24 protein-coding genes and 1 tRNA gene are annotated in these 24,942 nt (G+C 45.1%); 11 read left to right on the top strand and 14 right to left on the bottom strand.

Annotated features, from left to right (window positions below; all coding sequences use genetic code 11):
* Positions 1–126: 126 nt before the first annotated feature.
* Positions 127–732 carry a hypothetical protein gene (locus JNN12_11425; protein MBL7978940.1) on the bottom strand — a complete coding sequence of 202 codons (606 nt, stop codon included), beginning with the start codon at positions 730–732 and terminating at the stop codon, positions 127–129.
* 469 nt (positions 733–1,201) lie between these two features.
* Between JNN12_11425 and JNN12_11430 the strand changes: the two genes are divergently transcribed.
* The gene (locus tag JNN12_11430; protein ID MBL7978941.1) at positions 1,202–2,266 is read left to right on the top strand and encodes a hypothetical protein; all 1,065 of its coding nucleotides are present in this window, start codon (positions 1,202–1,204) and stop codon (positions 2,264–2,266) included.
* Here JNN12_11430 and JNN12_11435 read toward each other — a convergent pair.
* The 4 genes from JNN12_11435 to JNN12_11450 are packed head-to-tail and all read right to left on the bottom strand — an operon-like array spanning position 2,238 to position 4,444.
* On the bottom strand, positions 2,238–2,621 hold the full coding sequence (locus JNN12_11435; GenBank protein ID MBL7978942.1) for a hypothetical protein: 384 nt from the start codon (positions 2,619–2,621) through the stop codon (positions 2,238–2,240). The genes JNN12_11430 and JNN12_11435 overlap by 29 nt on opposite strands.
* 24 nt (positions 2,622–2,645) lie before the next feature.
* On the bottom strand, positions 2,646–2,963 hold the full coding sequence (locus tag JNN12_11440) for a rhodanese-like domain-containing protein (protein MBL7978943.1): 318 nt from the start codon (positions 2,961–2,963) through the stop codon (positions 2,646–2,648).
* A gap of 13 nt (positions 2,964–2,976) precedes the next feature.
* Complete coding sequence (locus tag JNN12_11445) at positions 2,977–3,519, bottom strand: GNAT family N-acetyltransferase (GenBank protein ID MBL7978944.1); 543 nt, start codon at positions 3,517–3,519, stop codon at positions 2,977–2,979.
* A gap of 22 nt (positions 3,520–3,541) precedes the next feature.
* Positions 3,542–4,444: a DUF2520 domain-containing protein gene (locus JNN12_11450; protein MBL7978945.1), complete on the bottom strand. Its 903-nt coding sequence runs from the start codon at positions 4,442–4,444 to the stop codon at positions 3,542–3,544.
* A 130-nt stretch (positions 4,445–4,574) separates the two neighbouring features.
* Between JNN12_11450 and ffh the strand changes: the two genes are divergently transcribed.
* The 6 genes from ffh (at position 4,575) to JNN12_11480 (ending at position 10,320) form a co-directional block, all read left to right on the top strand.
* The gene (ffh, locus tag JNN12_11455) at positions 4,575–5,936 is read left to right on the top strand and encodes a signal recognition particle protein (protein ID MBL7978946.1); all 1,362 of its coding nucleotides are present in this window, start codon (positions 4,575–4,577) and stop codon (positions 5,934–5,936) included.
* 56 nt (positions 5,937–5,992) lie between these two features.
* Positions 5,993–6,598, top strand: coding sequence for a 30S ribosomal protein S16 (gene rpsP / locus JNN12_11460; protein ID MBL7978947.1), 606 nt, complete (start codon positions 5,993–5,995; stop codon positions 6,596–6,598).
* Between the two features lie 53 nt (positions 6,599–6,651).
* A complete protein-coding gene (gene rimM, locus JNN12_11465; GenBank protein ID MBL7978948.1) occupies positions 6,652–7,185 on the top strand; it encodes a 16S rRNA processing protein RimM in 534 nt (177 codons plus the stop codon).
* 13 nt (positions 7,186–7,198) lie between these two features.
* A complete protein-coding gene (gene trmD, locus JNN12_11470; protein ID MBL7978949.1) occupies positions 7,199–7,900 on the top strand; it encodes a tRNA (guanosine(37)-N1)-methyltransferase TrmD in 702 nt (233 codons plus the stop codon).
* A gap of 54 nt (positions 7,901–7,954) precedes the next feature.
* The gene (rplS, locus tag JNN12_11475) at positions 7,955–8,305 is read left to right on the top strand and encodes a 50S ribosomal protein L19 (GenBank protein ID MBL7978950.1); all 351 of its coding nucleotides are present in this window, start codon (positions 7,955–7,957) and stop codon (positions 8,303–8,305) included.
* Positions 8,306–9,282: 977 nt separating this feature from the next.
* On the top strand, positions 9,283–10,320 hold the full coding sequence (locus tag JNN12_11480; protein ID MBL7978951.1) for a ParA family protein: 1,038 nt from the start codon (positions 9,283–9,285) through the stop codon (positions 10,318–10,320).
* A gap of 67 nt (positions 10,321–10,387) precedes the next feature.
* On the opposite strand, the gene JNN12_11485 is transcribed toward JNN12_11480, so the two are convergent.
* Genes JNN12_11485 through JNN12_11500 form a run of 4 tightly spaced genes read right to left on the bottom strand, consistent with a single transcriptional unit; the run spans position 10,388 to position 15,658 of the window.
* Positions 10,388–11,356 (bottom strand): MoxR family ATPase, encoded by a 969-nt coding sequence (locus JNN12_11485; protein ID MBL7978952.1) that lies wholly within the window; start codon positions 11,354–11,356, stop codon positions 10,388–10,390.
* 38 nt (positions 11,357–11,394) lie between these two features.
* A complete protein-coding gene (locus tag JNN12_11490; GenBank protein MBL7978953.1) occupies positions 11,395–12,756 on the bottom strand; it encodes a peptidylprolyl isomerase in 1,362 nt (453 codons plus the stop codon).
* Between the two features lie 38 nt (positions 12,757–12,794).
* Positions 12,795–13,667 (bottom strand): peptidyl-prolyl cis-trans isomerase, encoded by an 873-nt coding sequence (locus JNN12_11495; GenBank protein MBL7978954.1) that lies wholly within the window; start codon positions 13,665–13,667, stop codon positions 12,795–12,797.
* Between the two features lie 5 nt (positions 13,668–13,672).
* Positions 13,673–15,658, bottom strand: coding sequence for a peptidylprolyl isomerase (locus JNN12_11500; protein ID MBL7978955.1), 1,986 nt, complete (start codon positions 15,656–15,658; stop codon positions 13,673–13,675).
* 162 nt (positions 15,659–15,820) lie between these two features.
* On the opposite strand from JNN12_11500, the gene JNN12_11505 reads away from it, so the two are divergent.
* Positions 15,821–17,305, top strand: a complete 1,485-nt coding sequence (locus JNN12_11505) for a DASS family sodium-coupled anion symporter (GenBank protein ID MBL7978956.1) — start codon at positions 15,821–15,823, stop codon at positions 17,303–17,305.
* A 1-nt stretch (position 17,306) separates the two neighbouring features.
* On the opposite strand, the gene JNN12_11510 is transcribed toward JNN12_11505, so the two are convergent.
* The 4 genes from JNN12_11510 to JNN12_11525 form a co-directional block, all read right to left on the bottom strand.
* Positions 17,307–18,467 (bottom strand): DNA translocase FtsK, encoded by a 1,161-nt coding sequence (locus JNN12_11510; protein MBL7978957.1) that lies wholly within the window; start codon positions 18,465–18,467, stop codon positions 17,307–17,309.
* A gap of 41 nt (positions 18,468–18,508) precedes the next feature.
* Positions 18,509–19,564 carry a hypothetical protein gene (locus JNN12_11515; GenBank protein MBL7978958.1) on the bottom strand — a complete coding sequence of 352 codons (1,056 nt, stop codon included), beginning with the start codon at positions 19,562–19,564 and terminating at the stop codon, positions 18,509–18,511.
* A gap of 202 nt (positions 19,565–19,766) precedes the next feature.
* Positions 19,767–19,839: transfer RNA gene (locus JNN12_11520), tRNA-Ala, on the bottom strand.
* A 125-nt stretch (positions 19,840–19,964) separates the two neighbouring features.
* Positions 19,965–21,428 (bottom strand): glycine--tRNA ligase, encoded by a 1,464-nt coding sequence (locus JNN12_11525; GenBank protein ID MBL7978959.1) that lies wholly within the window; start codon positions 21,426–21,428, stop codon positions 19,965–19,967.
* Positions 21,429–21,730: 302 nt separating this feature from the next.
* Here JNN12_11525 and bshA point away from each other — a divergent pair, with 302 nt between their 5' ends.
* From bshA to JNN12_11540, 3 genes are all read left to right on the top strand, one after another.
* Positions 21,731–22,876, top strand: coding sequence for an N-acetyl-alpha-D-glucosaminyl L-malate synthase BshA (gene bshA, locus JNN12_11530; GenBank protein ID MBL7978960.1), 1,146 nt, complete (start codon positions 21,731–21,733; stop codon positions 22,874–22,876).
* A gap of 107 nt (positions 22,877–22,983) precedes the next feature.
* Positions 22,984–24,048, top strand: a complete 1,065-nt coding sequence (locus tag JNN12_11535; GenBank protein MBL7978961.1) for an ATP-dependent 6-phosphofructokinase — start codon at positions 22,984–22,986, stop codon at positions 24,046–24,048.
* Between the two features lie 196 nt (positions 24,049–24,244).
* Positions 24,245–24,490 carry a hypothetical protein gene (locus JNN12_11540; GenBank protein ID MBL7978962.1) on the top strand — a complete coding sequence of 82 codons (246 nt, stop codon included), beginning with the start codon at positions 24,245–24,247 and terminating at the stop codon, positions 24,488–24,490.
* Here the strand turns inward: JNN12_11540 and JNN12_11545 are convergent.
* On the bottom strand, positions 24,465–24,942 hold a 478-nt coding region (locus JNN12_11545; GenBank protein MBL7978963.1), incomplete at its 5' end, for a transposase. The two genes, JNN12_11540 and JNN12_11545, sit on opposite strands and share 26 nt — an antisense overlap.

Below are 24,942 nucleotides of genomic sequence, written 5' to 3' on the forward strand. Positions count from 1 at the left end.
TCCGCACTGCTTCTTCTTTGAACGCCCTGTCATACTTGCGCCGCAACCGGTTCGCACTTGCAGGACTTAATGCTTGTTCTTGTTTCTTCATGACACAATATTAAGTTAGATTTGTGTCCGCCTAAATCAGACCACCTCAGATTCAATACCGACAATTCCTGTAAAATAATCTTTATACATTGCTTGTAATGTCTTTGGATAATATCCATTTCTAAATTTAAAACGTTCAATATCTCGTATGAAAATATTGGCATTTAATATAGTTCTATCTCTACTCCATTCTACTATAGGGATAGCTATCTGGTGTTGAATTGTTAATACTGATAGAGGTAATATAATTAAATAAAGAGAATAAGTGATGGTTGTTTCTTTTTTAAATAATTTGTTAATGTTGATGTAAAATAAAATTAACAATAAAGATAAAGATATAAATATTGTGATTCCAAATAGTAAGCCATTAATTAAATATGCAAAAAAAGAAAGAATAATCATCAAAATAATTTTAAAATAAAACGATATAATAATTATGAATTTAGATTTGGATAGGAAGAATAAGCATAAAATGCCTAAAAAAGAAAGTGTCATACCTATAAGCCCAAAGCCTTGTAGAATTATTGATAATGGTATTGAAAGTGCGTCATATTTTCCTGGCAGAAATGGATATATAATCCCTAAAGTCATAATACATATGATAATTACCAGAATCAAAATATGCTTTAAGGTGTTCTTCATATTGAGGGTAAATTTTGTATAGGTGATTGATTAGTGAATGATATTGAATGATAATTTTTGAATAAATGTCATTTACGTATCCTGTGTAACAGTTTTTGTTCAGCCTAATCCAGTCAGGTTGTTCCTCAGAAACCAAGTACACAAAGGCAAGCCTTTACACCAACAAAGATACAAAGATCGAATAAAATAAATATCTATATACAGAAAATAATTAGACTTATGGTTTGTTTTTTATTATAAATAAATTAAATGGTAAATAGATGCAAAATTATATTTTGTTGTTGAGCCATCGTGTCATTCGCCCAAATGTTGTTTGCATAACCAGTGCATAGGAATGAATATTTTGGTGAAGGGGTTGGGCTGTAAGGGGGAGTGTCCACTACAATAGCCCATTCAATTTTTAGCATTATATGAACGAAAGGTAAAAAAACCGTATCTTATTCCCTTTATTCAATAATAAAACCAGCCTATGAAACGCCTGATCATTATTCTGTTGGGCTTATCGGGATGTACGAGTGCCCGCTTGACCCAAGAACCAATCCTCACTACGCAACACATTGGTGGTACAGCCCGCTTTCAGGCGGTTTCGGTGGTGGACGAACAAGTGGTTTGGGTTTCTGGAACCGATGGGCAATACGCCAAGACAACCAATGGCGGCGTGACATGGCAACATGGACAAGTCAAAAATGCCGAAACCCTCCAATTTCGGGATCTCCATGCAGTGAATGCACAGATCGCATATCTAATGAGTGCTGGGGAAGGGGCACAATCGCGGATTTATAAAACGACCGATGGCGGCAATAGCTGGGTGTTGCAGTTTACGAATCCGGATGAAGAAGGCTTTTATGATGCCATTGCTTTTTGGGATGCAAACCGAGGGGTGGCATTTTCTGACAATATAAACGGTGCCTTCCCGATCATCCGTACCGAAGATGGGGGTAAAAACTGGATTCGTGTTGCGGCAGACCATATTCCCCCGGCCCTTAAGGGGGAGGGAGGATTTGCAGCCAGCGGTACATGTCTGATTACAGGTAAGAATGGCCGTGCATGGATAGGAACGGGGGCGTCATCACAAAAAGCGCGTGTACTTCGGAGTCTGGATTATGGCAAAACATGGGAGGTGGCTGATACCCCGATTGTAGCAGATTCAGGGACTTCGGGGATTAACACGCTGGTTTTTGTCAATGCCCAAAAAGGCTATGCCTTCGGAGGAGATTTTCAAAAAGAGTCTCCTCCGGAAAATCGGGTGGCAACCACAGACGATGGCGGCAAAACGTGGCGGCTGTTGCCCAATCCATCTTTGAAAGGGAGCATTTTTGGTGCGGCCCAACGTCCGAAAAGTGAAACTTTTGTAATTGTTGGGCCGAAGGGCGCACAATTTAGCAATAATGCGGGTTTGCAATGGCAAGACCTAAGCCCACAAGACTTTTGGAGTGTCGGTTGTGGCCCAAAATCTTGTTGGATGGTGGGACCAGAAAGTAGGATCGTCCGAATAGGGTGGAGGGCTACTGTCGCGCCCGATCGAAATAAGTAAGTAGGCCCAATTTAATTAATTTCTCCTGATCTGGTAGGGAAAATTTGGGAATAGACTGGGTGGCCTGCCATTCGTCTAGGTGTTCATCGTTCGGCTTATACAAACCAAGGGCGGCCAGTACATGATAACTTCCAATTACGATAAGTTCTTGTTTTTGTTCTTTTTCTAATCGGCGCTTGGGTGGTGTATGGCTTTCTTGAAGCCCAATCATAAAGAGCATTCCTTCGATACTAAGCGTTTTACCAAATGTTATCTGGAGCCATGTTTCCAGATCGTGCCACCGAAGTGCAATTTCACTTTCCGGTGTTTCTAACAAAGTTCTGAGCATTCCGGCCATAAAAAATTGGGAACCCAAAATGATCTGGATTCCCGATTTAAATCAATAAACGTTCATGTTTGGATCAATCTCCGCTGCCCAAGCCAACATGCCACCGATCAAATTTCGTGGGTTATTGAACCCGGCTTGTTTGAGCATTTGTACCACCCGACCACTGCGAGCACCACTTCGGCAGTGAACGATCAGTTCTTGCTCCTTAAATGGCTCAAATACAGTGAGGTCTGTTAATGAACTGAGTGGGACAAGGGTTGCGCCAATATTGGCCGCTTCATACTCATCCGGTTCGCGCACGTCTATAATCGTGAGTGCTTCCCCGGCATCCATGCGTTTCTTGAGTTCTTGAACAGTAATGTCTGCCATTTTGTTTGCTGTTTTAAGGGTCGTTGGTTAAATGCTTTTTCATGACCAAAATATCGGACAATGCCTGACTGCGCATCGGGATGCGTTCAAAACATGTGGTCCGTATAATATGGTACCCATTTCTGATGTAAAATTGCACTGAGGGCGCAAGTGCCATGCAATATAACCATATTTCAGTTTCTCCGGCAGCGTGTGCAAATTGTTCTGCTTGTTGACATAGTGCTTGACCAATGCCTTTCCTTTGTGCTTGAGGGAGCAGATAGAGGCGATGTAAGAATGCCGCCTTGTATTGAACGGGGCCAATGGGTGATTGTACGGCTGCAATGGCATACCCTACAGGCTGATCCTGCAAAAGTGCCCACCATAACGATTGATTTGGATGATCGAAAAAACGCTCGATACGTTCCCGACTATATTCTAAATTCAAATAGTGTTGTAGGTTTTCGGGTGTCCAAAGGTAGGAATAGGAGGCAATATAAGCTTGCTTGGCAAATGGAATAAAACGCTCGATGGCTTCGTGAGGGATTGCTTCGTAGCGGATGGCTAAGTCGGTCATTTGGAGTGATAAATAGGGCGTATTAAGAAGTTGTTTCTGAAAGGATTTGTTCTAAAATAAATTGTGCCTTTTCAACCGATAGGCGTTCACTTTGCACGGCTAAACGGGTTGTCTCGGCAGCCATTAGTTGATAGAACGGTTTAAGGCCAGAAAGTTCGCTCTTCAGAACGACTAAATGCTGTGCAACCGTGTGGACATCGCCACGAACAATAGGACCCGTCAGGGCTTCGCCTGCTGGAAGATTTCGTAGGTTTGTAATCGTACCATCCACCAAGGCTTGCATCAATACCCTTGCATCTGGCTCAGAGAATCCAATTTTAGCCAAAACCTCGCGGCTAATGCCCATAAGGGTGACCAGAAAATTAGAAGCGATTGATGCCGCCAAGTGGTATGCTGGTTTGGCTGCGGAAGAAATCTGGTGGGGTTGTGCTCCAAGGTGTCGCGCCAACTGTCCACCCAATGCAAGAGCGATTTGATCACCCTCCATGACCACATAAATTCCGCTAAAACGTTCTGCAGGAGCCTGTGCCACAAAGGTTTGCAACGGGTGAAAACTCATAACAGATGCTCCCTTTGCACGAAGTACGTCCAGCGCCGATGCTGTGTGCAAGCCAGACATATGGGCCACAACAGCTTTGCTCCAGTAGCTATTATGTGCCGCCAGTTCTTGCGCAACTTCCATAATCTGATCATCCGGCACACAAAGAAGCCACAAACATCGTTCGGCAATAGGAGGGAGGTGGGACATTCGCTGCACGGGCAGTGGAAAGTCTTTCGGTGAATTGCGGCCAAAAATGGCTTCCAATGGCCAGTTCGTCTGGTGCATAGCCCAGGCGAGGGAATGACCAACCCGCCCCGTTCCGATGAGATACGTTCGGGGAATGTCGGAATTAGACAATGGTGAAGTAAACGCTTCGGCAGACAATGAGGTTAATTGTTAAGAATGTGAAAATCTAATGTGAATAGATCTTCATAAAAGGGTTGTTTGCATGGCAATAAAATAAAAGTTTTTTATCTTGCCGTTCTGGACAAAAAAGCAAAATTTTCCTAATTACATGTTCGAGAACCTTCAAGAGAAGTTAGATGCGGCCTTTCAAACCCTTCGCGGGCAAGGTAGCATCAATGAATTAAATATCGCTGAAACGATGCGCGAAATCCGGCGCGCACTCCTCGATGCTGACGTAAACTACCAAGTTGCGCGCGAGTTCACCGAGAAAGTTAAGGCCGAAGCCCTCGGACAAAAGGTCATCTCGGCGGTGCGCCCAGGTCAGATGTTGACCAAAATCGTGTACGATGAACTTGTTTTCTTGTTAGGAAGCGAGCAAATAGGCATCCATAAAAGCAATAAACCCCCAACCGTTATTTTGATTGCGGGATTGCAAGGCTCCGGAAAAACTACTTTTTGTGGGAAATTAGCCTTATACCTGAAGTCTCAAGGCCATGCGCCGCTCCTTGCCGCTGCCGATGTGTACCGTCCGGCGGCTGTTCAGCAACTTTCGGTTTTGGCTGAACAAGTGGGTGTTCCTGTGCATTCGTTGTTACAGGAAGACGGGATGCCTGTCAAAGATGCCGTTCGGGTAGCAAAAGAAGCGGTCGAGTTTGGCCGCAAAAATGGCCGCGATGTAATCATTGTGGATACGGCGGGCCGTCTTGCCGTGGATGAGGCGATGATGCAGGAGGTGGAAAATATTAAAAATGCCGTCAACCCCCATGAAATCCTCTTTGTCGTGGATTCTATGACTGGGCAAGATGCCGTTAATACCGCCAAAACCTTTAATGAACGATTGGATTTTGATGGCGTCGTCCTAACCAAATTAGATGGGGATACCCGTGGTGGTGCTGCGCTTTCAATCCGTTCTGTGGTACACAAACCCATCAAATTTGCTTCGACCGGAGAAAAAATGGAGGCACTTACGCCCTTTTTCCCGGATCGCATGGCGCAGCGAATTCTGGGAATGGGGGATGTGGTCTCGTTTGTGGAAAAAGCTCAAGCGCAGTTTGAGGAAAAAGAAGCCGCTAAACTACAGAAAAAACTTGCTACAGCCGATTTTAACCTCCAAGATTTTTACGATCAACTTCAGCGAATCAAAAAAATGGGTTCGTTGACCGACCTCTTGGGGATGATTCCGGGAATGGGAAAACAATTAAAAGATGTAGAAGTAGATGAAGGCCAGTTTAAACAAATTGAGGCCATTATTCTTTCGATGACCATTACCGAGCGAACCAAACCACAAGTCCTAAATGCCAGTCGCCGTAAACGCATTGCAAAAGGTAGTGGAACCACCATCAATGACGTGAATCAACTGCTGAAGCAATTTGAGCAGATGAAGAAAATGATGAAAACCATGACCAAACTCACCGGAAAAGGAAGGCAGGTAAATATGAAAAACCTAACCGCCGGACGAAAACTCCGTTGATCATTTCCGAAACATACATCCATTAACATATACAAACGTACGAAAACCCTTAAAAAATGGCAGTTAAACTTCGCCTGAGAAGAATGGGGCGTTCCAAGCGCCCACTCTATGGGATTGTTGCCGCAGATAGCCGCGCTCGTCGCGACGGACGCTTCATCGAAGATCTGGGACGCTACAACCCCATTCCTGAACCCGCCGAAATCACCATCAATGAAGACCGTTTGATGTATTGGCTTCGTGAAGGCGCCGAACCAACCGATACCGTTCGGGCCATCCTAAGTAGCCGTGGGCTTTTGCTCCGCCTGCACTTGGAACGCAAAGGCAAAACCGCTGAAGAAGTAGATCAGGAACTTGCCACTTGGAAAGCCGCAAAGGCTGATAAATCACGTTCGCTGAATGTGACCAAAGCCGATCGTTTGCGGGAAGCAATGGCCAAAGAAAAACAACTCGCCGAGGCCAAAGCCGCCGAATTGGCAAAATTACGTGCTGAAGCCGAAGCGCGTGCCAAAGCCGAAGCTGAAGCCGCACGTGCCGCCGCCGAAGCTGCTCGTGCTGCCGCTGCTGCCGAAGCCGCCGCTGCACAAGAAGCCGCCAATGCTGCTGCCGAAGCCGCCGATGAAGCCCTGAGCGCCGCCGTTGCTGAAACGCCAGAAGCATCATAACCGCTTTGGTTCAAAGTCTCTCCAGGTCTTTGAACGAGGTGTTACCCTAACGTATGAAACCAGAAATAGCCCGCATTCTTATCGGGAATGTTTATAAACCGCACGGCGTAAAAGGAGAAGTTAAAGTTTTTCCTGAAACCGATGACCCCAACCGCTTTCTCGGTCTGAAAACCGTCTATATCGGAAAAGATGTTGCTTTGGCTAAAACTTTTCAGGTTCAGACGGCTCGGCTCCAGAAAACCGCGAAACACACATTTGTGTTACTTGGCCTCGAAGGGGTGAAATCTCCCGAAGATGCCGAACTCATCAAAGGGAATGCGGTCTATGCAGACCAAATGGCCTTGCCACCCCTCGAAGAAAATGAATTCTTTTTAGACGATTTGCTTGGAATGAACGTGCAAACCGAAGAAAAAGAAATGATTGGAACAGTGGTGGAGTGGATGGAGTCTCCAGCCCATGACATTATGGTGGTACAGCGTAAACAAAAACAAGACGCGCTTATCCCCATCATTCCGGAGTTTCTGGTTAATATAGATGCCGAAAACCAACTTGTCACGATCCGAACAATAGAAGGATTGATAGACTAATCGGGTAGCCAACATGTGGATAGACGTCGTGACCGCGTTTCCGGGTCTGATTGAAGGGCCGCTTCAATATAGCATCGTGCGTCAGGCCATTAAAAAAGGACTGGCTACCATTCATGCCCACAACCTCCGAGACTATGCAACAGATAAACATCGGGTAATTGATGGCTATCCGTTTGGCGGCGGAGGTGGGATGGTCTTAAAACCAGAGCCGTTGTTTAATTGCATTGAAGCACTTAAACAGAAGAGCGAACATGATGGACGTGGAACGTATGACGCGGTGATTTATCTGACGCCCGATGGAGAACTCCTCAATCAACGTATTTGTAATGCCCTCTCTCTACATCAAAACATCATGATGGTTGCAGGACATTATAAAGGAATAGACCAACGGGTGCGCGACACCTACATTACCCGAGAGATATCTATCGGAGATTATGTAATTAGCGGAGGAGAACAAGCCGCTACGATTCTGATAGATGCCATTGTACGTCTGATTCCCGGGGTATTGTCTAATGCGACTTCAGCCCTGTCAGATTCGTTCCAAGATGGTTTATTGGATATGCCAGTTTATACCCGACCTGCAGAATTCCGGGGAATGCGTGTTCCCGAAGTTTTGTTGGAAGGCGATCATGCTAAAATTGACGCGTGGCGGGATGAAGAGCGCCTCCGCCGAACGCGCGAACGAAGGCCCGATCTATTGAAGGGCCAAGATTGATTGGCGCTACTCCGAATTGTACATCAAACGCAATAAAAATTTAACGTTAAAGCTATGAAAGACGCTAAACTCCAAGTCGTTGAAGCCACTGTACTCCGAGACGATATCCCTGTGTTTAAAGCAGGTGATACGGTTAATGTGCATGTGCGCGTTATCGAAGGCGATAAAGAGCGGATTCAGCAATATAAAGGGGTGGTCATTAGCCGCAGCGGCGAAGGAGCGACCAAAACCTTTACCGTGCGCAAAATCTCGAACGGGATTGGCGTTGAACGGATTTTCCCGCTGTATTCTCCTAAGATTGCCAAAATTGAAGTCGTGAGCCGAGGCCGTGTCCGGCGTGCCAAGTTGTATTATCTGCGTAACTTACGCGGAAAAGCAGCCCGGATTCGCGAAATCCGTAACTGATCGAATAGAAAACTACGGGTGGCCCTATAAGCCGGTTGTTTTTAGGCATCCGGCTTTTTGTGTTTCTTTTTTGTTACAATGCCCGAATTTCTTATACTGGATATCCTTAAGGCGGATAAACCGCTTCGGAATTCTGGAGGAAGCAAGCAATAAGAGACGTGCTTAGGACTTGCGATAGTTCTGCACAAGCATCTTGATCCGGAATATAATAAATGGGAATTTGTAAGAGATTGCTTATGGATGGCAAACTTTTTGCAGGAAACAATTATCGAATATTGCTACCTTCTCGGTTGATAGGTCCATCAAAATGTCTAATAGCAGATTAGGCAATTCCTTGTAGAAACCTACAAGATGTTGGATTTTGTAACAAAAAAGAAGCCGAAGTCTCAAAGCGAAACATCGGCTATCTTTTAAACATTGGTAAGGGGCGCTTTCAAACTTACACTTTGAGGGAGGAAATAAGCTTGATGAACGCCCCCAATACCCACCACCACATATATTAATTACAACTTTCATGCCAAAAAGTATTTAATAGAAAAAAAAGATCAAAAAAATCTTTGTTGGGGTTCTCATTGAACAACATGCTGAATTCTCTAATGGGGAATAGATGTTTTGGGGCCAGTAGGTCTCGATAAGTATGTTTTTGGGGAAGAAGGAACGGGTACGAAAAAATAATCTGGGTGTTTGGGAAGAAGGGCATAACAGTTGTACCTTGATCTGTCGGTATGTCGTCCCGAATTAGGTCTCTATATAATTTTTTTGAGACGGTTCTTAGGTATATATAATTAAAGGGTTTGTAAAAGAATGATTTGTGGGGCGCAGATCGGTGTGTCTCAAATTTAGACAATCTTTTTTGCGATGTAGGGCAACCGTGATGTTTAGAACTGCATCTAAGGGCCATTGGTTGTCCTTATTCATGGGGATAAATTTGTCGGCATAAAACGTATTTGTATCTAAAATAAAGAATAATCTGCCTTATGGGAGCAATCTCTAAACTTTCAAGATTCTTTTCACTGTTTAATGCAGACGAAAAGCGATTGAAAGAAACTGCAAAAAAACATTCGGACTCGAACGGTAGGGGTGTTCCGCCCTCTTCTTTCCGGACCATGGAAGACCAGTTCAGGCGGCAGCATTTGCCGGATTGGAAAGCGCAAGAAAAGGAGTCGCTGGCTGTTGCAAAATCCAATGTTCTGATTGAACCCTTTGATGACCCTAAAGGATTTATCATTGCGCTGATTAATGATAAGGGCGGAGTTGGGAAAACAACCACTGCAGTAAATCTTGCGGCTGCACTCGCCGTTAGAAGTGATGTTTTGGTTGTGGATTTAGACCGGCAAGGATCAGCGACGATTGCGCTGGGGATGGAGCCAGCAAAAGAACCATTTGATACCATTGCGGGCGTCATCGAAGGAAAATTACCCGTCGAGACGGTTATTAAGGCTTCCGGTTTAGATCGGGTGGATTTAATCCCCAGTGGGTATGGGATGACGTTTGTAGAGAATAAACTTCAGAAAGATACCTTTAATGAATTAAGGGAAATACTGGAGCCTCTACGAAGTAAATATCGGTATATCCTCCTTGATTGTCAGCCGACGTTTACAGCACTTTCGGGCAATGCCTTGGCGGCGGCAGATGGGTGTATTGTGCCTGTATCCTTAGACCATTTGGCCATTGCGGGCATCGAAAGCCTAACCAATACCTTTGAAAACCTGATGCTGGCGGAAGACAAACTTTCTCCGTTATTGGGTATTGTAACCACAATGGTGGATCATCAACTACCCGGAACACCTGTTAAACTCGCCAATGTGCGGGATGCCTATGGCGATATCGTTTTTGAGACAGTGATTCAATATGACAAGCAACTCGCAGAGGCCCCCGCAACAGGTAAATCTATTTTTGAGTATGCAGGCGGTTCTCGTGGGGCTCGTTGCTACTGGGCCTTGTCCAAAGAAGTCATTTGGCGGTGCAAACAACTCCGCCAAAAACAGCAACAGGAAGTAACGGTCGAAGCATAAAAAAGCGCTGATCCTCTGATAAGGGTCAGCGCACAGTGTTTGTGATGGGTATCATGCAATAAACACTTTACTGAATCAACTCTTCAATAATGTTTACGGTGGAGCGGCCTTCTGCCTCCGCATTAAAATTGGTAAAAATGCGATGGCGCAAAACCGGAATCGCCAAACGTTTCACATCATCAATTAAGGGCGTCATCCTCCCTTCTAAGAGGGCCAATGCTTTTGCGCCTAAGATTAGGTTTTGCGAAGCACGTGGCCCCGCACCCCAACTCAGGTTTTCTTTTACCAATTTTGGAGCATCAGGATTGTTTGGGCGGGTTTTGGAAACCAATCCAACCGCATACTCAATTACGTTATCAGCCACAGGGACCATACGTACAAGTTGTTGATAGGCTAATAAATCTTGATGCGAAATCACCGGATTTACTGTTACAGTGCGGCTACTAGTGGTATTTCTGACCACCGAAACCTCTTCTTCAAATGTTGGGTACTCTACCCAAAGGTTCAACATGAACCGGTCGAGTTGGGCTTCTGGAAGCGGGTATGTTCCTTCTTGTTCAATGGGGTTTTGGGTAGCCAACACAAAAAAAGGTTCTTCCATATGATAAGTATGCCCCGCTGCTGTTACATGGTGCTCTTGCATGGCTTCTAAAAGCGCGGCTTGTGTTTTCGGTGGGGTTCGGTTGATTTCATCGGCCAGTACCACATTGGCAAAAATGGGGCCTTTAATAAACCGAAACTCTTTGCTGCCCGTATTGGTTTCTTGAATGATTTCGGTACCAGTAATGTCGGAAGGCATCAGGTCTGGCGTAAACTGAATACGGGAAAAAGACAGATCCAATGCCTGCGAAATGGTTTGGATTAGCAAGGTTTTTGCAAGTCCAGGAACCCCCACCAAAAGGCAATGTCCGCGTGAAAGCAATGCAATGATAATTTGATCTATAATGGTGGATTGGCCGACAATCACTTTGGCTACCTCGTTACGAAGGGTACGATAAGAAGATTGTAGTCTTTCGGCTTGTTCGAGTTCGGTCATGAGTGGTTTGGTTTCATGAAGGTTGGAATGAGAGGGAATCAGGGAGAAACCTCATTTATTTTAATATACACCCCTTGTCTTAGGCGTTCTAGCCATTCGGTCATGACCTGTGCTTTTTTGTCATTCAACGCTTGTTGTTCAATGATCTGGTAGTCATCCTGAAGATTAACAGTGTGGGCGCCTGATCTTTTTTGCAACCAAACAATGTGCCATGCTTTTCGGCCATCCAATAATTCGGTTTCTAAAGGCTCCGAAAGTTGGCCAGGTTCCAATTTATTCAGGGTGACTCGCCACCGAGGATTGAGAGATTCTAAGGCAAGGTCGCGGCTTCCGGTTTGAAAATTAATTACAGCACCTCCCAGAGAAGCCGATTGTGGGTCTTGGGAATGGCGTTTAGCGAGGGCCTCGAAGGTCACTTTTCGGGTATTAATGGAGTCTCGAAGGGTTTTTAGAAAAGCAATCGCATTGGTAGGATTGGCATTTCGGTCGTTTATTTTGATTAGAATGTGACTATAATCCAGCATCTCACCTTGAAGGGTATTCACCCGCATGACGTGCATACCAAACTGAGACTCGAATACCTGAGAGATACCACCGGGAGCAAGGGAAGAGGCCACTGCACCAAATTCTGGAACCAATTGGGATAGCTTGGCACGGCCTCGACCACCTGTATTGCGGGAACCGGGGTCATCGGTATAACGGCGGGCGAGGTTTTCTAATTTTGATCGCCCCGTCAAAATGGAGTCGCGCAAGGCACTGGCAATGCGACGGGCCTCGTCTCTGGCCGTAGCAGGAATATCTGGCAGGCGGACAATATGCGACATCCGAACCGTTTCAGGCAAGGTCGGTAACGAGTCTTGAGGAATTCTCTTAAACCATCTTTCCACTTCACGCGGAGAAATTTTGATCTGACTTAACTTTTTTTCTTGGAACTCGTTCGCTTTAATTTGTTGGCGAACATTTTCCCGAAAATCATTTTTTGCTTGTAGGATGGATTTTCCATACTCCATTTCAAAACGGTCTTCCCCTCCCACCTGATCTATCAGGCCACGCATTCGACGATCCAATTCTTGATTAACGCGGTCGTCCGAAACCTTGATGGTGGTATCCCGTTCTGCATGAGAATACAAGACTTTCTGATTGACCAATTCCTGTAATGCATTGTTGTAGTATTGGCGAACCAAAAAATCGGTCGGTTTTTGGTTTTGCTGCTGCAAAATGTTATACACCAAAGCATTGACCTCGGAAAAGAGAATGATCTCGCCATCCACAACTGCCACGATTCGGTCTAATTGTACCTCGTTCTGGCCAAAAGTATGGCTTGGCGAAAACAAAAGGAAAAACGTAAATAGTAAGCCGAAGAAAAAATCGGTTCTGTACTGAAAGATATTTTGGATCATAAAAGATAGTTCAAAAAATGAAGATAAGGGCAACGCGGTTACGTTCCCTTGATTTCTAAGGTCTTTTGTGACATTGCCTTGCTCCGAAGTTCCTGAAGTAGGGTGGCATACCGTTGTTTTTTTGCACGGATGCGCAATTGTTGTCGGATTTCGTCTTGAATCCAGGCCAGTTTAGGTTTGGATCCTGCTTGGGCACGTTCCACAAGGCCAATAACGTGCCATGTCCCGCCAATATTTTCTACCGCCGAAACTTCGTTGTTTTTCAAACCGGAAAGAAGTGCAAGAACCCTTTCCGAAGTATCTTCAAACCGACTTTCGGGCAAATAATGGTAAGACATGGCCAAGGTCGCTTCTTTATCATCTGCATATGAATGCGCTATCCGTTTCCAATCCGATTCAGAAGCGCCGCCAGACGGTTTAAAGGCTTGGGCCATTTCGTTTCGGGCAGATTCGGCCTTTTTTTTATCATTGGTTCTAATATACCAAATGCGAACATAATCTTCTTTTAGCAAAAGGTTGTTTATGTTTTGCTGGTAGTAGGTCGCAATTTCGGTGGGAGTAGGTTCGGGTAAGGACTCTTGGTTGACCCGATCCAACAATGCGCCAATCAAAACCGAACGTGTACTCTCTTCGATCAACGATTTCACCGTTGGATCATCAGCGAGCTTTCGTTTTTGGGCTTCTTGGGCCAAAAGGGCATTCGAGACCCAACTTTCGATAACCTGTCGTTTGGCTTCTTGGCCATTCAAGCCTTTAGGGAGGGTCGAAATGGCTTCTTGTAAGGCACGCTGTGTAAGATAGCGATCTCCAACACGGGCCACAAAATCTTGCTGGTCATTGCCTCCACAACCCATTAGAAACAAGAATACCGCAGTATAAAAGGGTGTGAAAGGGCCAAAGAAGCGTTTCATAAGGTTTATTTTTGCTTCCGCGAGGCAATTGCTCGGTCTAATTTTTCCGGATAAAAACGCACCTTATATCGGTTATAAAGGCGGTTCATCCAACGTTCCTCTAACAGTTTTTGGTATTCATTGGTCACTTCAGCGCGGGCTTCGTCGAAAGTTTTGAGCCGAGGGGGTTCCATCCCATCCGAAACCAAGATGACTTTGGTCCTTAGATATGGGAGCGGTTCGGAGTATTCTCCTTGTTTCATGCCGAAACCGCGGTCATAGATGGTGTTGGTGGAATCGGACAGCATCATAAATTCGTGACGAACAGATCGGTCATTTTTAAAGGAAGCCGCAATCTCGGCAGCACCGATACCCAATTTAAGACGGGTTCCGATGACGTTTAGTAACGAATCATTGGCGGTTTGGAAGGTATGTAGTCGGAGGCGCTCGCCGAATGTATAGTTTCCTTGGTTTGCCAAGAAAAAGCGTTTCAGGGAAAGGGTGTCTTTAGAAGCCGGATTCCAAAGGGAGTCTTCCGAAATTTTGAAGAGTAGAATCCCATCACGGTATTCCCGGAGAAGGGCATCAAATCGCTTATCCACCGTGTTCATCTTCCGGATATAGGCATCAACGGCTTGGTCATCTATTACCTCATTTGCAATACGAAGGGCTTCTTCCTGCGGATAATAGCCCGGACCCGGTCGTTCACGCATTGCTACATCCAAGAAATCGGAAACCCGAACCACGTAATCATTGTCAATGGTTGCCAAAACCTTTTTTTCATGGGCCATTCGGAACGGAGTTGCAGGCATGAAACCTAAAAACAACGTATCTTGATGCACAGAATGAACCATGTTTTGAAAAGCTGCAAGATCAAAAGAAACGTTCATTTTTTTGCGTAATCGGTTCGCAAAGGCTTTTTGATGACGTTGCAGAATGGGTTTATCGGATAAAAACTCTTTCAGTTGCTGGTATTGGTCATCAAAAGTAGCGGTTTCTTTTCGACCTGTAAGCATAAAAACATGGTAGCCGAATTGCGTTTGAAGGGGTTCTGACAAATCGCCCACATTCTTGAGTTCAAAAATACGGGTGTTCAGAGGCTCAATTAATTCACCCGTTTCCCGAAAACCAATATCACCCTCGTTTTCTTTTAAATAAGGATCATCAGAATATTGGCGGGTGATGGCACCGAAAGATTCTCCGGATTTAATGCGATTGACGAGGGCCAAAATTTTTTCCCGTGCCGCCAACGAGTCGGCCTTGGTATTACCTTGCGGGCGAATAAAAAGCTGGGAAGTCCGAACAGCAGGTGGTGCTGGTTTTCTGTCCAAAACTTGTAATAGATGGTATCCCCACTCTGGACTACGCGAGATGTCAGAAACTTTACCGATGGGGGTATTCCAAGCAAGGTTTTCAAATGCCTCCACAAAGCGTCCGGCAACAATTGGTGGTAAAACGCCTTTATTGTTCTTTACACCAGGATCATCCGAGTTTCGGATGGCAATGGTTGCAAAATTTGCGCCATTTAATAAGGAATCTTGGACAGCCTTGATCTTTTTATAGGCGGCGAGGGTATCACGTCCGCCCACACGGACTAAAATGTGTTGAACTTTAATGACTTCTTTTTGACGTTCAAACAAGGTTTTGGCTAATGGACGAATCACTTCGTTTTCTATAAGATAGGGTCGTCCTAATTGGGTCTGATAAGCCAATAATTCGGCCACCTGTGTTGAATCTTTGTCAAGACCCAGACGTTCTGCCTCCGAAACCTTGAGCCGAAAGTTTACATAACGGCGAAGAAAATCCTGAAACCCTTTTTGGGAAGTGGTGTCTGGATTAGAAGTTTTTCTGAGTTGTGTAACCAATTCATCATATGTAACCTTAGACTTTCCGTAGGTCGCGACAATGGGTCCGGCGTCCGTTGAAGTATGGGTGTTTCGGGTGTGGTTACATCCCCCCAATACGAAAATCAAACCGAGCAGCGAGAAGAAAAATTTTGTAGGGTGCATCATAGTTATGATGGGTTTGAACAAAAGATGAAGGATATAGCTTTCAAAAATACGGCGATAACACCAAAGGAATGATGGATATTTAATGGGTAACGTAATAAAACCAAAGGCCCAAGTGTGCACAAAGCATGTATATTGTTTCTGAACTCCAAAATAATAACGACGATGGAATCAACCTTTGAAAAAAGACAGCTGGTAGGATTGGTATTAGGGCCTCTCTTTTTGGTGGTCATGCAACTCCTTCCAGCCCCCGAAGGCATGTCGGAAGCGGCTTGGAACACAGCATCTGTGGCGATGTTAATGGCAACGTGGTGGATAACAGAAGCCATTCCTATTCCAATAACTTCCTTAATTCCGATTGTGCTCTTCCCGATAATGGGGGTGCTGAAGATCGGAGAAGCCACCGCACCATATGCAGACCCTGTGGTCTATATGTTCATGGGTGGGTTTATCATTGCCTTGGCCATGGAAAAATGGAACCTACACAAAAGAATTGCCTTAGGGATTATCCAAAAAGTGGGAACCAGTCCGGAGCGGCTTATTTTTGGTTTTATGCTATCGGCGGCCTTCATTAGTATGTGGATCAACAATACGGCAACGACCATGATGATGCTACCAATTGCACTCTCGGTGGTACGCCTTTTGTATTCGGAGGGCGAGAACAAGGAGCAACATAATTTTGTAGTGGTTCTGATGTTGGCCATAGCACATGCTTCAACAATTGGTGGTATTGGAACGTTGATTGGAACCGCCCCCAATATGTTTTTTGCTGGTTTTATGAGCAAAACATATGGTATTCAAATTGGTTTTCTGGATTGGATGTTGGCTGTGATGCCCTTGGTCTTCCTGTCAATACCGTTGGTGACCATTATCCTAACAAGGCTTGTATTTCCAATCAAAATAAAGGAAATTGAAGGGGCCAAGGAAATGGTGACCCGAGAAAAGAACAGTCTCGGATCATTGAGCGTGGCTGAAAAGTGGGTAGGGTTTGCCTTCATCCTTGTTGCGTTTTTGTGGGTATTTAAATCTTTGTCCGAACCCGTATTTGGGCTTAAAACGCCTTTTTTATCCGATGCGGGCATTGGCATCACCGGCTGTGTGATCTTGTTTCTAATCCCCCTAAATCTGAAGCGAGGCGTTTTTGTGATGGACTGGCAAACGGCATCAAAATTACCGTGGGAATTGATTTTGTTATTTGGTGGCGGCCTAAGTTTGGCGGAAGCCATTGGTACGTCTGGTTTGGCGGTTTGGATTGGCAATAGTTTGTCTGCCCTAAGTATATTACCCACCCTGTTGCTATTGTTTTGTATCGTGGTTCTGACCATTATTTTAACTGAATTTACAAGTAATACGGCATTGACGGCCACTTTATTACCCGTTTTAGGTCCGGTCGCTTTACAAATGGGGGAAAATCCGTTATTGTTATTGATTCCCGCAACCATTGCGGCAAGTACCGGTTTCATGATGCCTGTTGGAACGCCTCCGAATGCCATTGTGTATGGAACAGGCTATATCAAAGTAACCGAAATGATTCGTGCCGGCATTTGGCTGAATTTACTTTTTGCGGTCTTGGTAACGGCACTGGCCTATACCTTAATTACATGGGTGTTTGGTATTCAATTCGGCCAAATTCCTGATTGGGCACGATGAGTTAGGCTGCGCGGGAAAGTCCACGCGAACGGATGGGCAAAATGGCTCCGGATGGTGCAACCACTTGTCGGACATCTTCCTCGGTCACCATAGGTGATTGGAATTCAATCAATTTCTCGCCTTGAAGCCAATACCCATGCCCGTTTCCACGCAGTTTGTAGCCATCTCCGTGTTGATCTCCCAATATCATACGGCTGGCAGAAGGGGTTGCAACCCGTAGGCAGACACGGCCTGGAATGTTGTCTCGGATGAGTCCTGTGATTACCTCGGAACTGGGGCGCTGTGTGGCCAGTACCAAATGAATGGAGGCTTCTCTTGCCATTTGTGCCAATTGAACCAAGCATAATTCGGTGGCGGCTCGCAAGGGCTTTTCGGAGGAAACCATCAATTGTGCCAACTCATCAATCATGATGACAATCGGTTGATGCGGGCCTGGATTAGTGTACCGACGATGCATTTCTATCACCATAGACTGGAGTGCCTGAACAGCTTCATTGGCGTCTGAAATTACGGTCGCAACGGATTTAAAAGCCGAAAAAGTGGTTGGTTTTGGACTAATTAAAATGAGGTGCGGTTTTTTAAAACGAAGCCAAGACACCAACAAATTGAGCATAAATACGGATTTACCGGAGCCTGTTGTGCCAGCAATGAGTAGATGAGGCATTTCTGCCAAATCTAATACTGGGTATTTTCCACCATTGGTTTGCCCGAGAGCAACGGGTAATTGCGCTTTTGATTTTTTGATTGCTTCCAAACTCTCTTGCAGACTCACTTTTTTTCTTTCGCTTTCAGGTCTGGGTAATAACAGAACCATAGCACGATTGTCATAGTCGGGCTTTAGTTCTAATCGGGAATTGCCCAAACGCATCCGAAAAGCAGAAAGCAAGGCTTGGACTTCGGTTTCAAAATTCGCCCCACCATTTGGGGGGCATTGTATCAAAAAGCGGATCATATTGGGATTTTCTTCGTCCACAAAGATATTCCCAAATCGAACTTCTTGTTCCTCCAGCACATCCCCAATGGTTTGGCCCACTTCAAACCAAGGCGACTCTTCGTCCGGATGACGTTTTCGGATGAAAACCCATAGGTATAATCCGCCGCCCATCATGCCCGTAATCCACCAATATTCGGTGATAAAAGAGGTGAGGGTTGTGGAAATCATGGATAAGATTAAAAATAATCCACTGGTAATGAAAGAAAGCCTCATATCAACCTCCTTTTGGTTTGCTCAGCATGTACTTTAGTAGTAAATCGGTCACTTAGTGTGCGAACCCTAGCTTCATTTCGTTCGCAGGCTTGTTCATATAGGTCCCAATCTTGACCTGAAGCCTTTCCAAGAACCACCTTCTTTATGGCTCTCTGGACAAATGCCTCACATTTTCGATGATCATCCCCTTTGCAAGTAAGTTTATCAGGTAGGGGCACTTCGTTTGAACAGGTTGGATTTAAGCACTTGTTTACTTGTTTGGGAAGGCTGAGTGCTGGTTCTGTGGTTTCCGACATTGTGCCCATGCTGTCGCCGCTTGGGGTTGGTAACGTTTCAACGGGAAATAACGCAGGGGGCTGGGTTTCGTGTAACTGTCCAAAGGCAACCCGATAGGACTTTTGTACCCCTTTTTTTAGGGCACGGCGTTGCTCGGCGCCAAACATTTTTCCAAATATCCAGAAAAGAAGCCAAAACCCGGCGATTCGTCCGGCAAACATTTCCGCACGTGTAATCCTGAACGCTGCATTAGCCCGTTGCCACTCGGTTTCTGCACGAACCGTTGCTGCCCGGTGAGCAAACATGTCACGTTTCCACCGTTCTCGTTGGCCAGAATTGCCAAATATCTTAATCCCTTCCAATAAGATGTAGCCCAATATCGCCGCGAATACAGACAACGTGGATAAATAAAATTGTATAAACTGTTCCGGAATTTGTATTCCCGTGGTTTGTTGTACCAAATATTGAACCTGATAAAACCAGCCAAATCCAACAAATAGGGCCATTAATGTCCAAACAAGCATATAAGACCGTTTTTGGGCAAGATCTTCTGACTTCTTAGCCCGTAAGATGGCCAGAATGAGCGACTGTTCGATCATGACTAATTGGACGACAATGCTCCAAAAGTGCCCGCTATTCCCTTCGGTGAATTCCCAAGCAAAGAAAATTCCTTTTATACCACTCACCAAGGCATAGACATAGGTGGGGCTGAATACATCATCAAGGCTAATCTGTTGTAGTCGCTTTTTCCATTCAGGGGTATAGTCTTCGGTCATTTGCTTTGTGTTTTGGTTCGGTATTAATATATTATATGTGTATCCTATATGTAAATGGGGTGACAACGTATTGTCAGATGTGTCTATCAAAATTAAATTTTGGGAATTAGGAAGCGAAGTGAGCCTTACAAAAAAGCAAATGAAAGGCAAAATGAAGGCAATACATAAAAAAAGCCCGCATAAAAAAATGCAGGCTTTGGGGTGGAGGTAAACGGATTCGAACCGATGGCCTCTACAATGCCATTGTAGCGCTCTACCAACTGAGCTATACCCCCAAAAGTTTAAGGCTTGCAAGATAATGGCTTTGTCTATCCATTGTCAAGCAAAAAAAGCACTTCAAAAAAAGTTGACCTTAAACCAATGATAAAAAACAAGGCCGGAAAACCGACCTTCAGGTTCTTTAAACTGGCGTGCTTTTCCATTGCTGTATTTTGTCTTTCAGGTAATTCAAGACTTGATCTTTGGGTATTCTGTCTTGCTGCATGGTATCCCGATCGCGTATCGTTACCGTATCGTCTTCCAAGGTTTGTCCATCAACGGTCAAACAATATGGGGTCCCCACTTCATCCATACGACGGTAGCGTCGTCCGATTGCGCCTTTTTCGTCATAAAAAACATTAAAGAAGTCGCGTAATTCCGCTTCGATGGCATGTGCTTGTTCTGGCATTCCATCCTTTTTAACGAGGGGTAGAATGGCCACCGTAATCGGGGCAATGCGGGGATGAAACTTTAGTACATCGCGGGTTTCACCATTTTCTAATTTTTCAGAACGATAGGCTTCGCAAAGCAACATCAGCACGTTCCGATCGAGTCCTGTTGAGGTCTCTACAACAAATGGTATGTATTTTTCTGCCGATAGGGGATCCGAGTAATGCATGTTTTTACCGGAAAACTCTTGATGGCGGCGCAGGTCGTAGTCGGTACGAGAATGAATCCCTTCCACTTCGCTCCAACCAAACGGAAATTCGTATTGAATGTCCACGGCGGCATCGGCATAGTGGGCCAGTTTTTCGTGTATATGCCAGCGAAGTTTTTCCTCGCGGATCCCATTGTCTAAATGCCACTGCAATCTTTTGGCCCGCCATTCTTCATAGGCTTCCAACTGCGCGCCGGGTTTTAGGAAATACTGCATTTCCATTTGTTCAAATTCCCGCATTCGGAAAATAAATTGCCGAGCCACAATTTCGTTTCTAAACGCTTTCCCAATTTGGGCAATACCGAAAGGGATTTGCTGACGCGCCGTTTCACGCACGTTATGGAAGTTCACAAAAATTCCCTGTGCTGTTTCGGGTCGGAGGTAAATCTTCGCGTCGGCATCGGCAACAGGACCGGAATAGGTAGAGAACATGAGGTTAAATTGCCTCACTTCGGTCCAGTCGAACGCTCCCGAATCCGGTGCTTTAATTTTCTCCTCCATTATGATGTCGTATAGCCCTTTACAAACCGCCTCATCGGTTTCAGCATTGAGGGCAGCCACAAACCGTTCATTAACTTGGGCCAAATGATCCGTTTTTCCATCCTTTTCTAATTTGGCCATATGGTTTTCGATCAACTGATCTGCACGATACCGACGTTTTGAGGCTTTATCATCAATCAAAGGATCATTAAATGCGTCCACGTGTCCAGAAGCTTTCCAGACAGTCGCGTGCATCAAGATGGCCGCATCTATGCCTTCAATGTTGTCGTGCTGACGTACCATTGCATTCCACCAGCGATTCATTACATTTCGCTTCAGTTCTACGCCCAATGGTCCATAGTCGTAGGTGGCAGCCAAACCGCCATAAATTTCAGAAGATTGGAAAATGAATCCCCTCCTTTTGCTCAAGGAAATGATATGTTCAAAAACATTGGTTGGCGTACTCATGCTGGTTCTTTTGCTGATCTGTTTTCCAAAGGTCAAAAAAAACAACCTCTTATGTATATTTAAGAGGATGAAGATTGAAAGGCTCAAAGTACGGTTTTTAGCATGGTACGACAACGAAAAATTGTGGGAGACGCCTATATTTGCTTGCCTTTACAAAAGCATTACCCAATGCCCAATGGGTTCAAGCATTCCGATTGGTCAAAAGAATTGGCTCATTTATGTTACATCTTTTTTTGGACGCAACTTAAAACCGTTTCTGGGGTGTAAAGGCCGTTTGTTTCATCGTGTTTTAATCTTTGGTCATGAAAATTGGAATTACTTGTTATCCTACCTATGGGGGCAGCGGTGTTGTAGCAACCGAATTGGGTAAAGCATTGGCAGCCCGTGGCCACGAAATTCACTTTATTTCATATGCGCCTCCTTTTCGTTTGGATCACTTTGCTGAACGGGTTTATTTCCACGAAGTGAATGGTTTTTCCTATCCGCTTTTTGAAGACCCTTCTTATGCCCTCACGCTCACCAGTAAAATGGTGAATGTGGTTCAATTCGAGCAGTTGGACATCTTGCATGTGCATTATGCCATTCCTCATGCAACCAGTGCGGTATTGGCCCGCCAAATCCTTGCTACCTATGGTATTCAGATTCCAGTAATAACTACTTTGCATGGGACCGATGCAACCATTGTTGGGCAGGATCCTTCGTTTGAACCCGTCGTAACCTATTCGATTAATGCATCGGATGGGATTACCGTGGTTTCTGAATACCTCCGCGAAGAAACGTTTCAAAATTTTGGCGTGCGTAAAGAAATAACGGTCATCCCTAACTTTGTGGATGTGAATCGCTTTAAACGACAAAACAAAGACCACTTCAAAAAAGCAATCTGTCCACATGGGGAAAAACTAATGGTCCATATCTCGAATTTCCGCCCGGTAAAGCGTGCTTCGGATGTGGTAGAGGTTTTCTCAAGGTTGCGAAGAGAGGGACATTGCCTCAAATTATTGTTGGTTGGAGATGGTCCAGACCGATTGCCAACAGAAGCCCGTGCCCGCGAACTGGGGGTTTTTGGAGATGTTCGATTTTTGGGAAAGCAGGAACCCGTAGAGGAGATTTTATCCATTGCCGATGTATTTCTGATGCCCAGTGGGTCGGAAACCTTTGGTTTGGCTGCACTTGAGGCGATGGCTTGCGGGGTTCCTGTGGTTTCAAGCAATATTGGTGGCCTTCCCGAACTCAACATCCAAGGTGAAACGGGCTTTTTGTGTGATTTGGGGGATATAGACGCCATGACCGAAGCCGTTAAGACTGTTCTGGACCCTCAGCACCATGAGCAATTTGTCTTGAATGCCTTAAAACGGGCGGATTATTTCCGAATAGAAAATATTGTACCTATGTATGAGGCCTATTATAATTCCGTTTTGACACAAATGCCCAAACCTTCCATCGCATGATTTTAGGTAAGGGATTTTTGTGGTGATTCTGCCGTTGCAGCATCCTTAAGAATGTCCTATTTTATTGTACCTTTACCCAGTTTTTTGTTCATTATTTTGCGCTTTTCATGAAAGTAGGAATCTTAACCGGTGGGGGCGATTGTCCCGGACTCAATGCCGTTTTGCGTGCCGTCTGTAAATCCCTTATTCTCCAACACGGTGCCGAGATTATTGGCTTTGAAGATGGCTTTGAGGGCATGATCGAGCAGCGGACGATCCCACTCACCCTTCGTGCTGTGGCGGGTATTCAAGATGAAGGGGGAACCATTCTGGGTACCAGTAACAAGGCCAATCCGTTTAAATATTTTCGTCGCAACAATACCGATGTGTCTGACGAGGTCTTAAAGTATTACCATGCGCTTGGTTTGGATGCAGTGGTTGTGTTAGGAGGCGATGGCTCTATGACCATCGCCGAGGGGCTTTACCGAAAAGGCATTAATATTTTAGGCATTCCCAAAACGATTGATAACGATTTGATGGGTACCGACCAAACTTTTGGGTTTGATACGGCGGTTTCAATTGCAACAGAAGCCTTGGATCGTATCCATACCACCGCCCAAAGCCATCATCGTGTATTGATCGTAGAATTAATGGGACGTTATGCCGGATGGATTACCCTCTATGCTGGGGTAGCAAGTGGCTCCGATATCATCCTCATTCCGGAGATTCCGTATAATGTAGAAGCGATTATTGAACGGTGCCGCGAACGCGAGCGTGACGGACGGCGATTTACCGTTATTGCAGTTGCTGAAGGGGCTTTAGAACAGGAAAAAGGGCTGATCGTTCGCGAAACCATTGCCGATAGTCCCGACCCAATCCGACTTGGCGGGGTGGCAAATTATTTAGCCGTCCGCTTAAAAGATGGCATAGAGAGTGAAATTCGTACCACTATTTTGGGGCATATTCAACGGGGCGGAACGCCCACGCCTGCCGATCGTGTGCTTTCAACGGTTTTTGGAACTTATGCCGCCGAATTGGTTGCCAAGAAACAATTTGGTGTGATGGTGGCCCTGCAAAATAATGATTTTACAACGATTCCACTCGATCAGGTGGCCCATAAAACGCGAACTGTTCCACTGAACCACCCCGTCTTACGTGCTGCGCAAGCCATTGGAACCAGTTTCGGCGTCTAAAATATATCATTCATGAGTCCAATACTCCTTCTTCTTGAACTCGGAGCCTCGAAGCAACAAAGGAACGCGATGCCGAAATCAAGCGCAAGCGCAGATTCACGAAGCGTAGCGGAGTAAACGGGGCTTGACTATTTGATTCCGCTTCGCTCCATCAGTCGGCTTCGCCTCGTGTGGCGCACGGTACTACGCTGCGGGGATTGGCCGCTGGCTCTCGGTGGATCCGATGGCGGAGAAATACCCAGCATGGAGTCCGTATAATTATGTGATGAACAACCCGTGCAATAAATTTGACCCGGACGGGAAAGAACCTTGTTGCGACTATGTATCTCAAAACAATGGTGCATACCGAGAAATTAAGACGGCTCCTGCTCAGCCAAGTAGGTTCTATTTAGGCGGTATAAGTGATAGTAATAAACCTAAGTACATGACAAAAAAGGGGTAATGATTTTTTGGTACAAGTGATTAAATTGATTGATTAAGACTTGCGCCACCCATTCTAAGCCATATGCGAATAATGATTTTTCTGGTCTTCCATGTTTCTTGATTTTGATTGGTTTTACCGCTTTATCTCGATACATTCCTGTTTTATACGCCCAAACGAAGGCTAATGCGACCATTGCAAGCAATTTATCTAATCGGTCATACTCTTTCAAATGGGTATCTTCGAGATTAAACCCAGCGGTTTTGAAAGCGCGAAACATGGTTTCAATTTGCCATCTAAGTTTATAGAATTCAAGCACTTGCTGCGATTTACCAAAGGAAGCGACTATCAAATACTCAATATTTCCGTTTTTGTTGAGGTATTTCAAGCCTGATAAATAGACCGAACACGCTTTGACTTGGACACTTCTAGGATATTGATAAGCCACATTAAGCGGCAAATTATTGAATAAC

Source organism: Bacteroidetes Order II. bacterium (genome assembly GCA_016788705.1).
GTDB lineage: Bacteria > Bacteroidota > Rhodothermia > Rhodothermales > UBA2364 > UBA2364.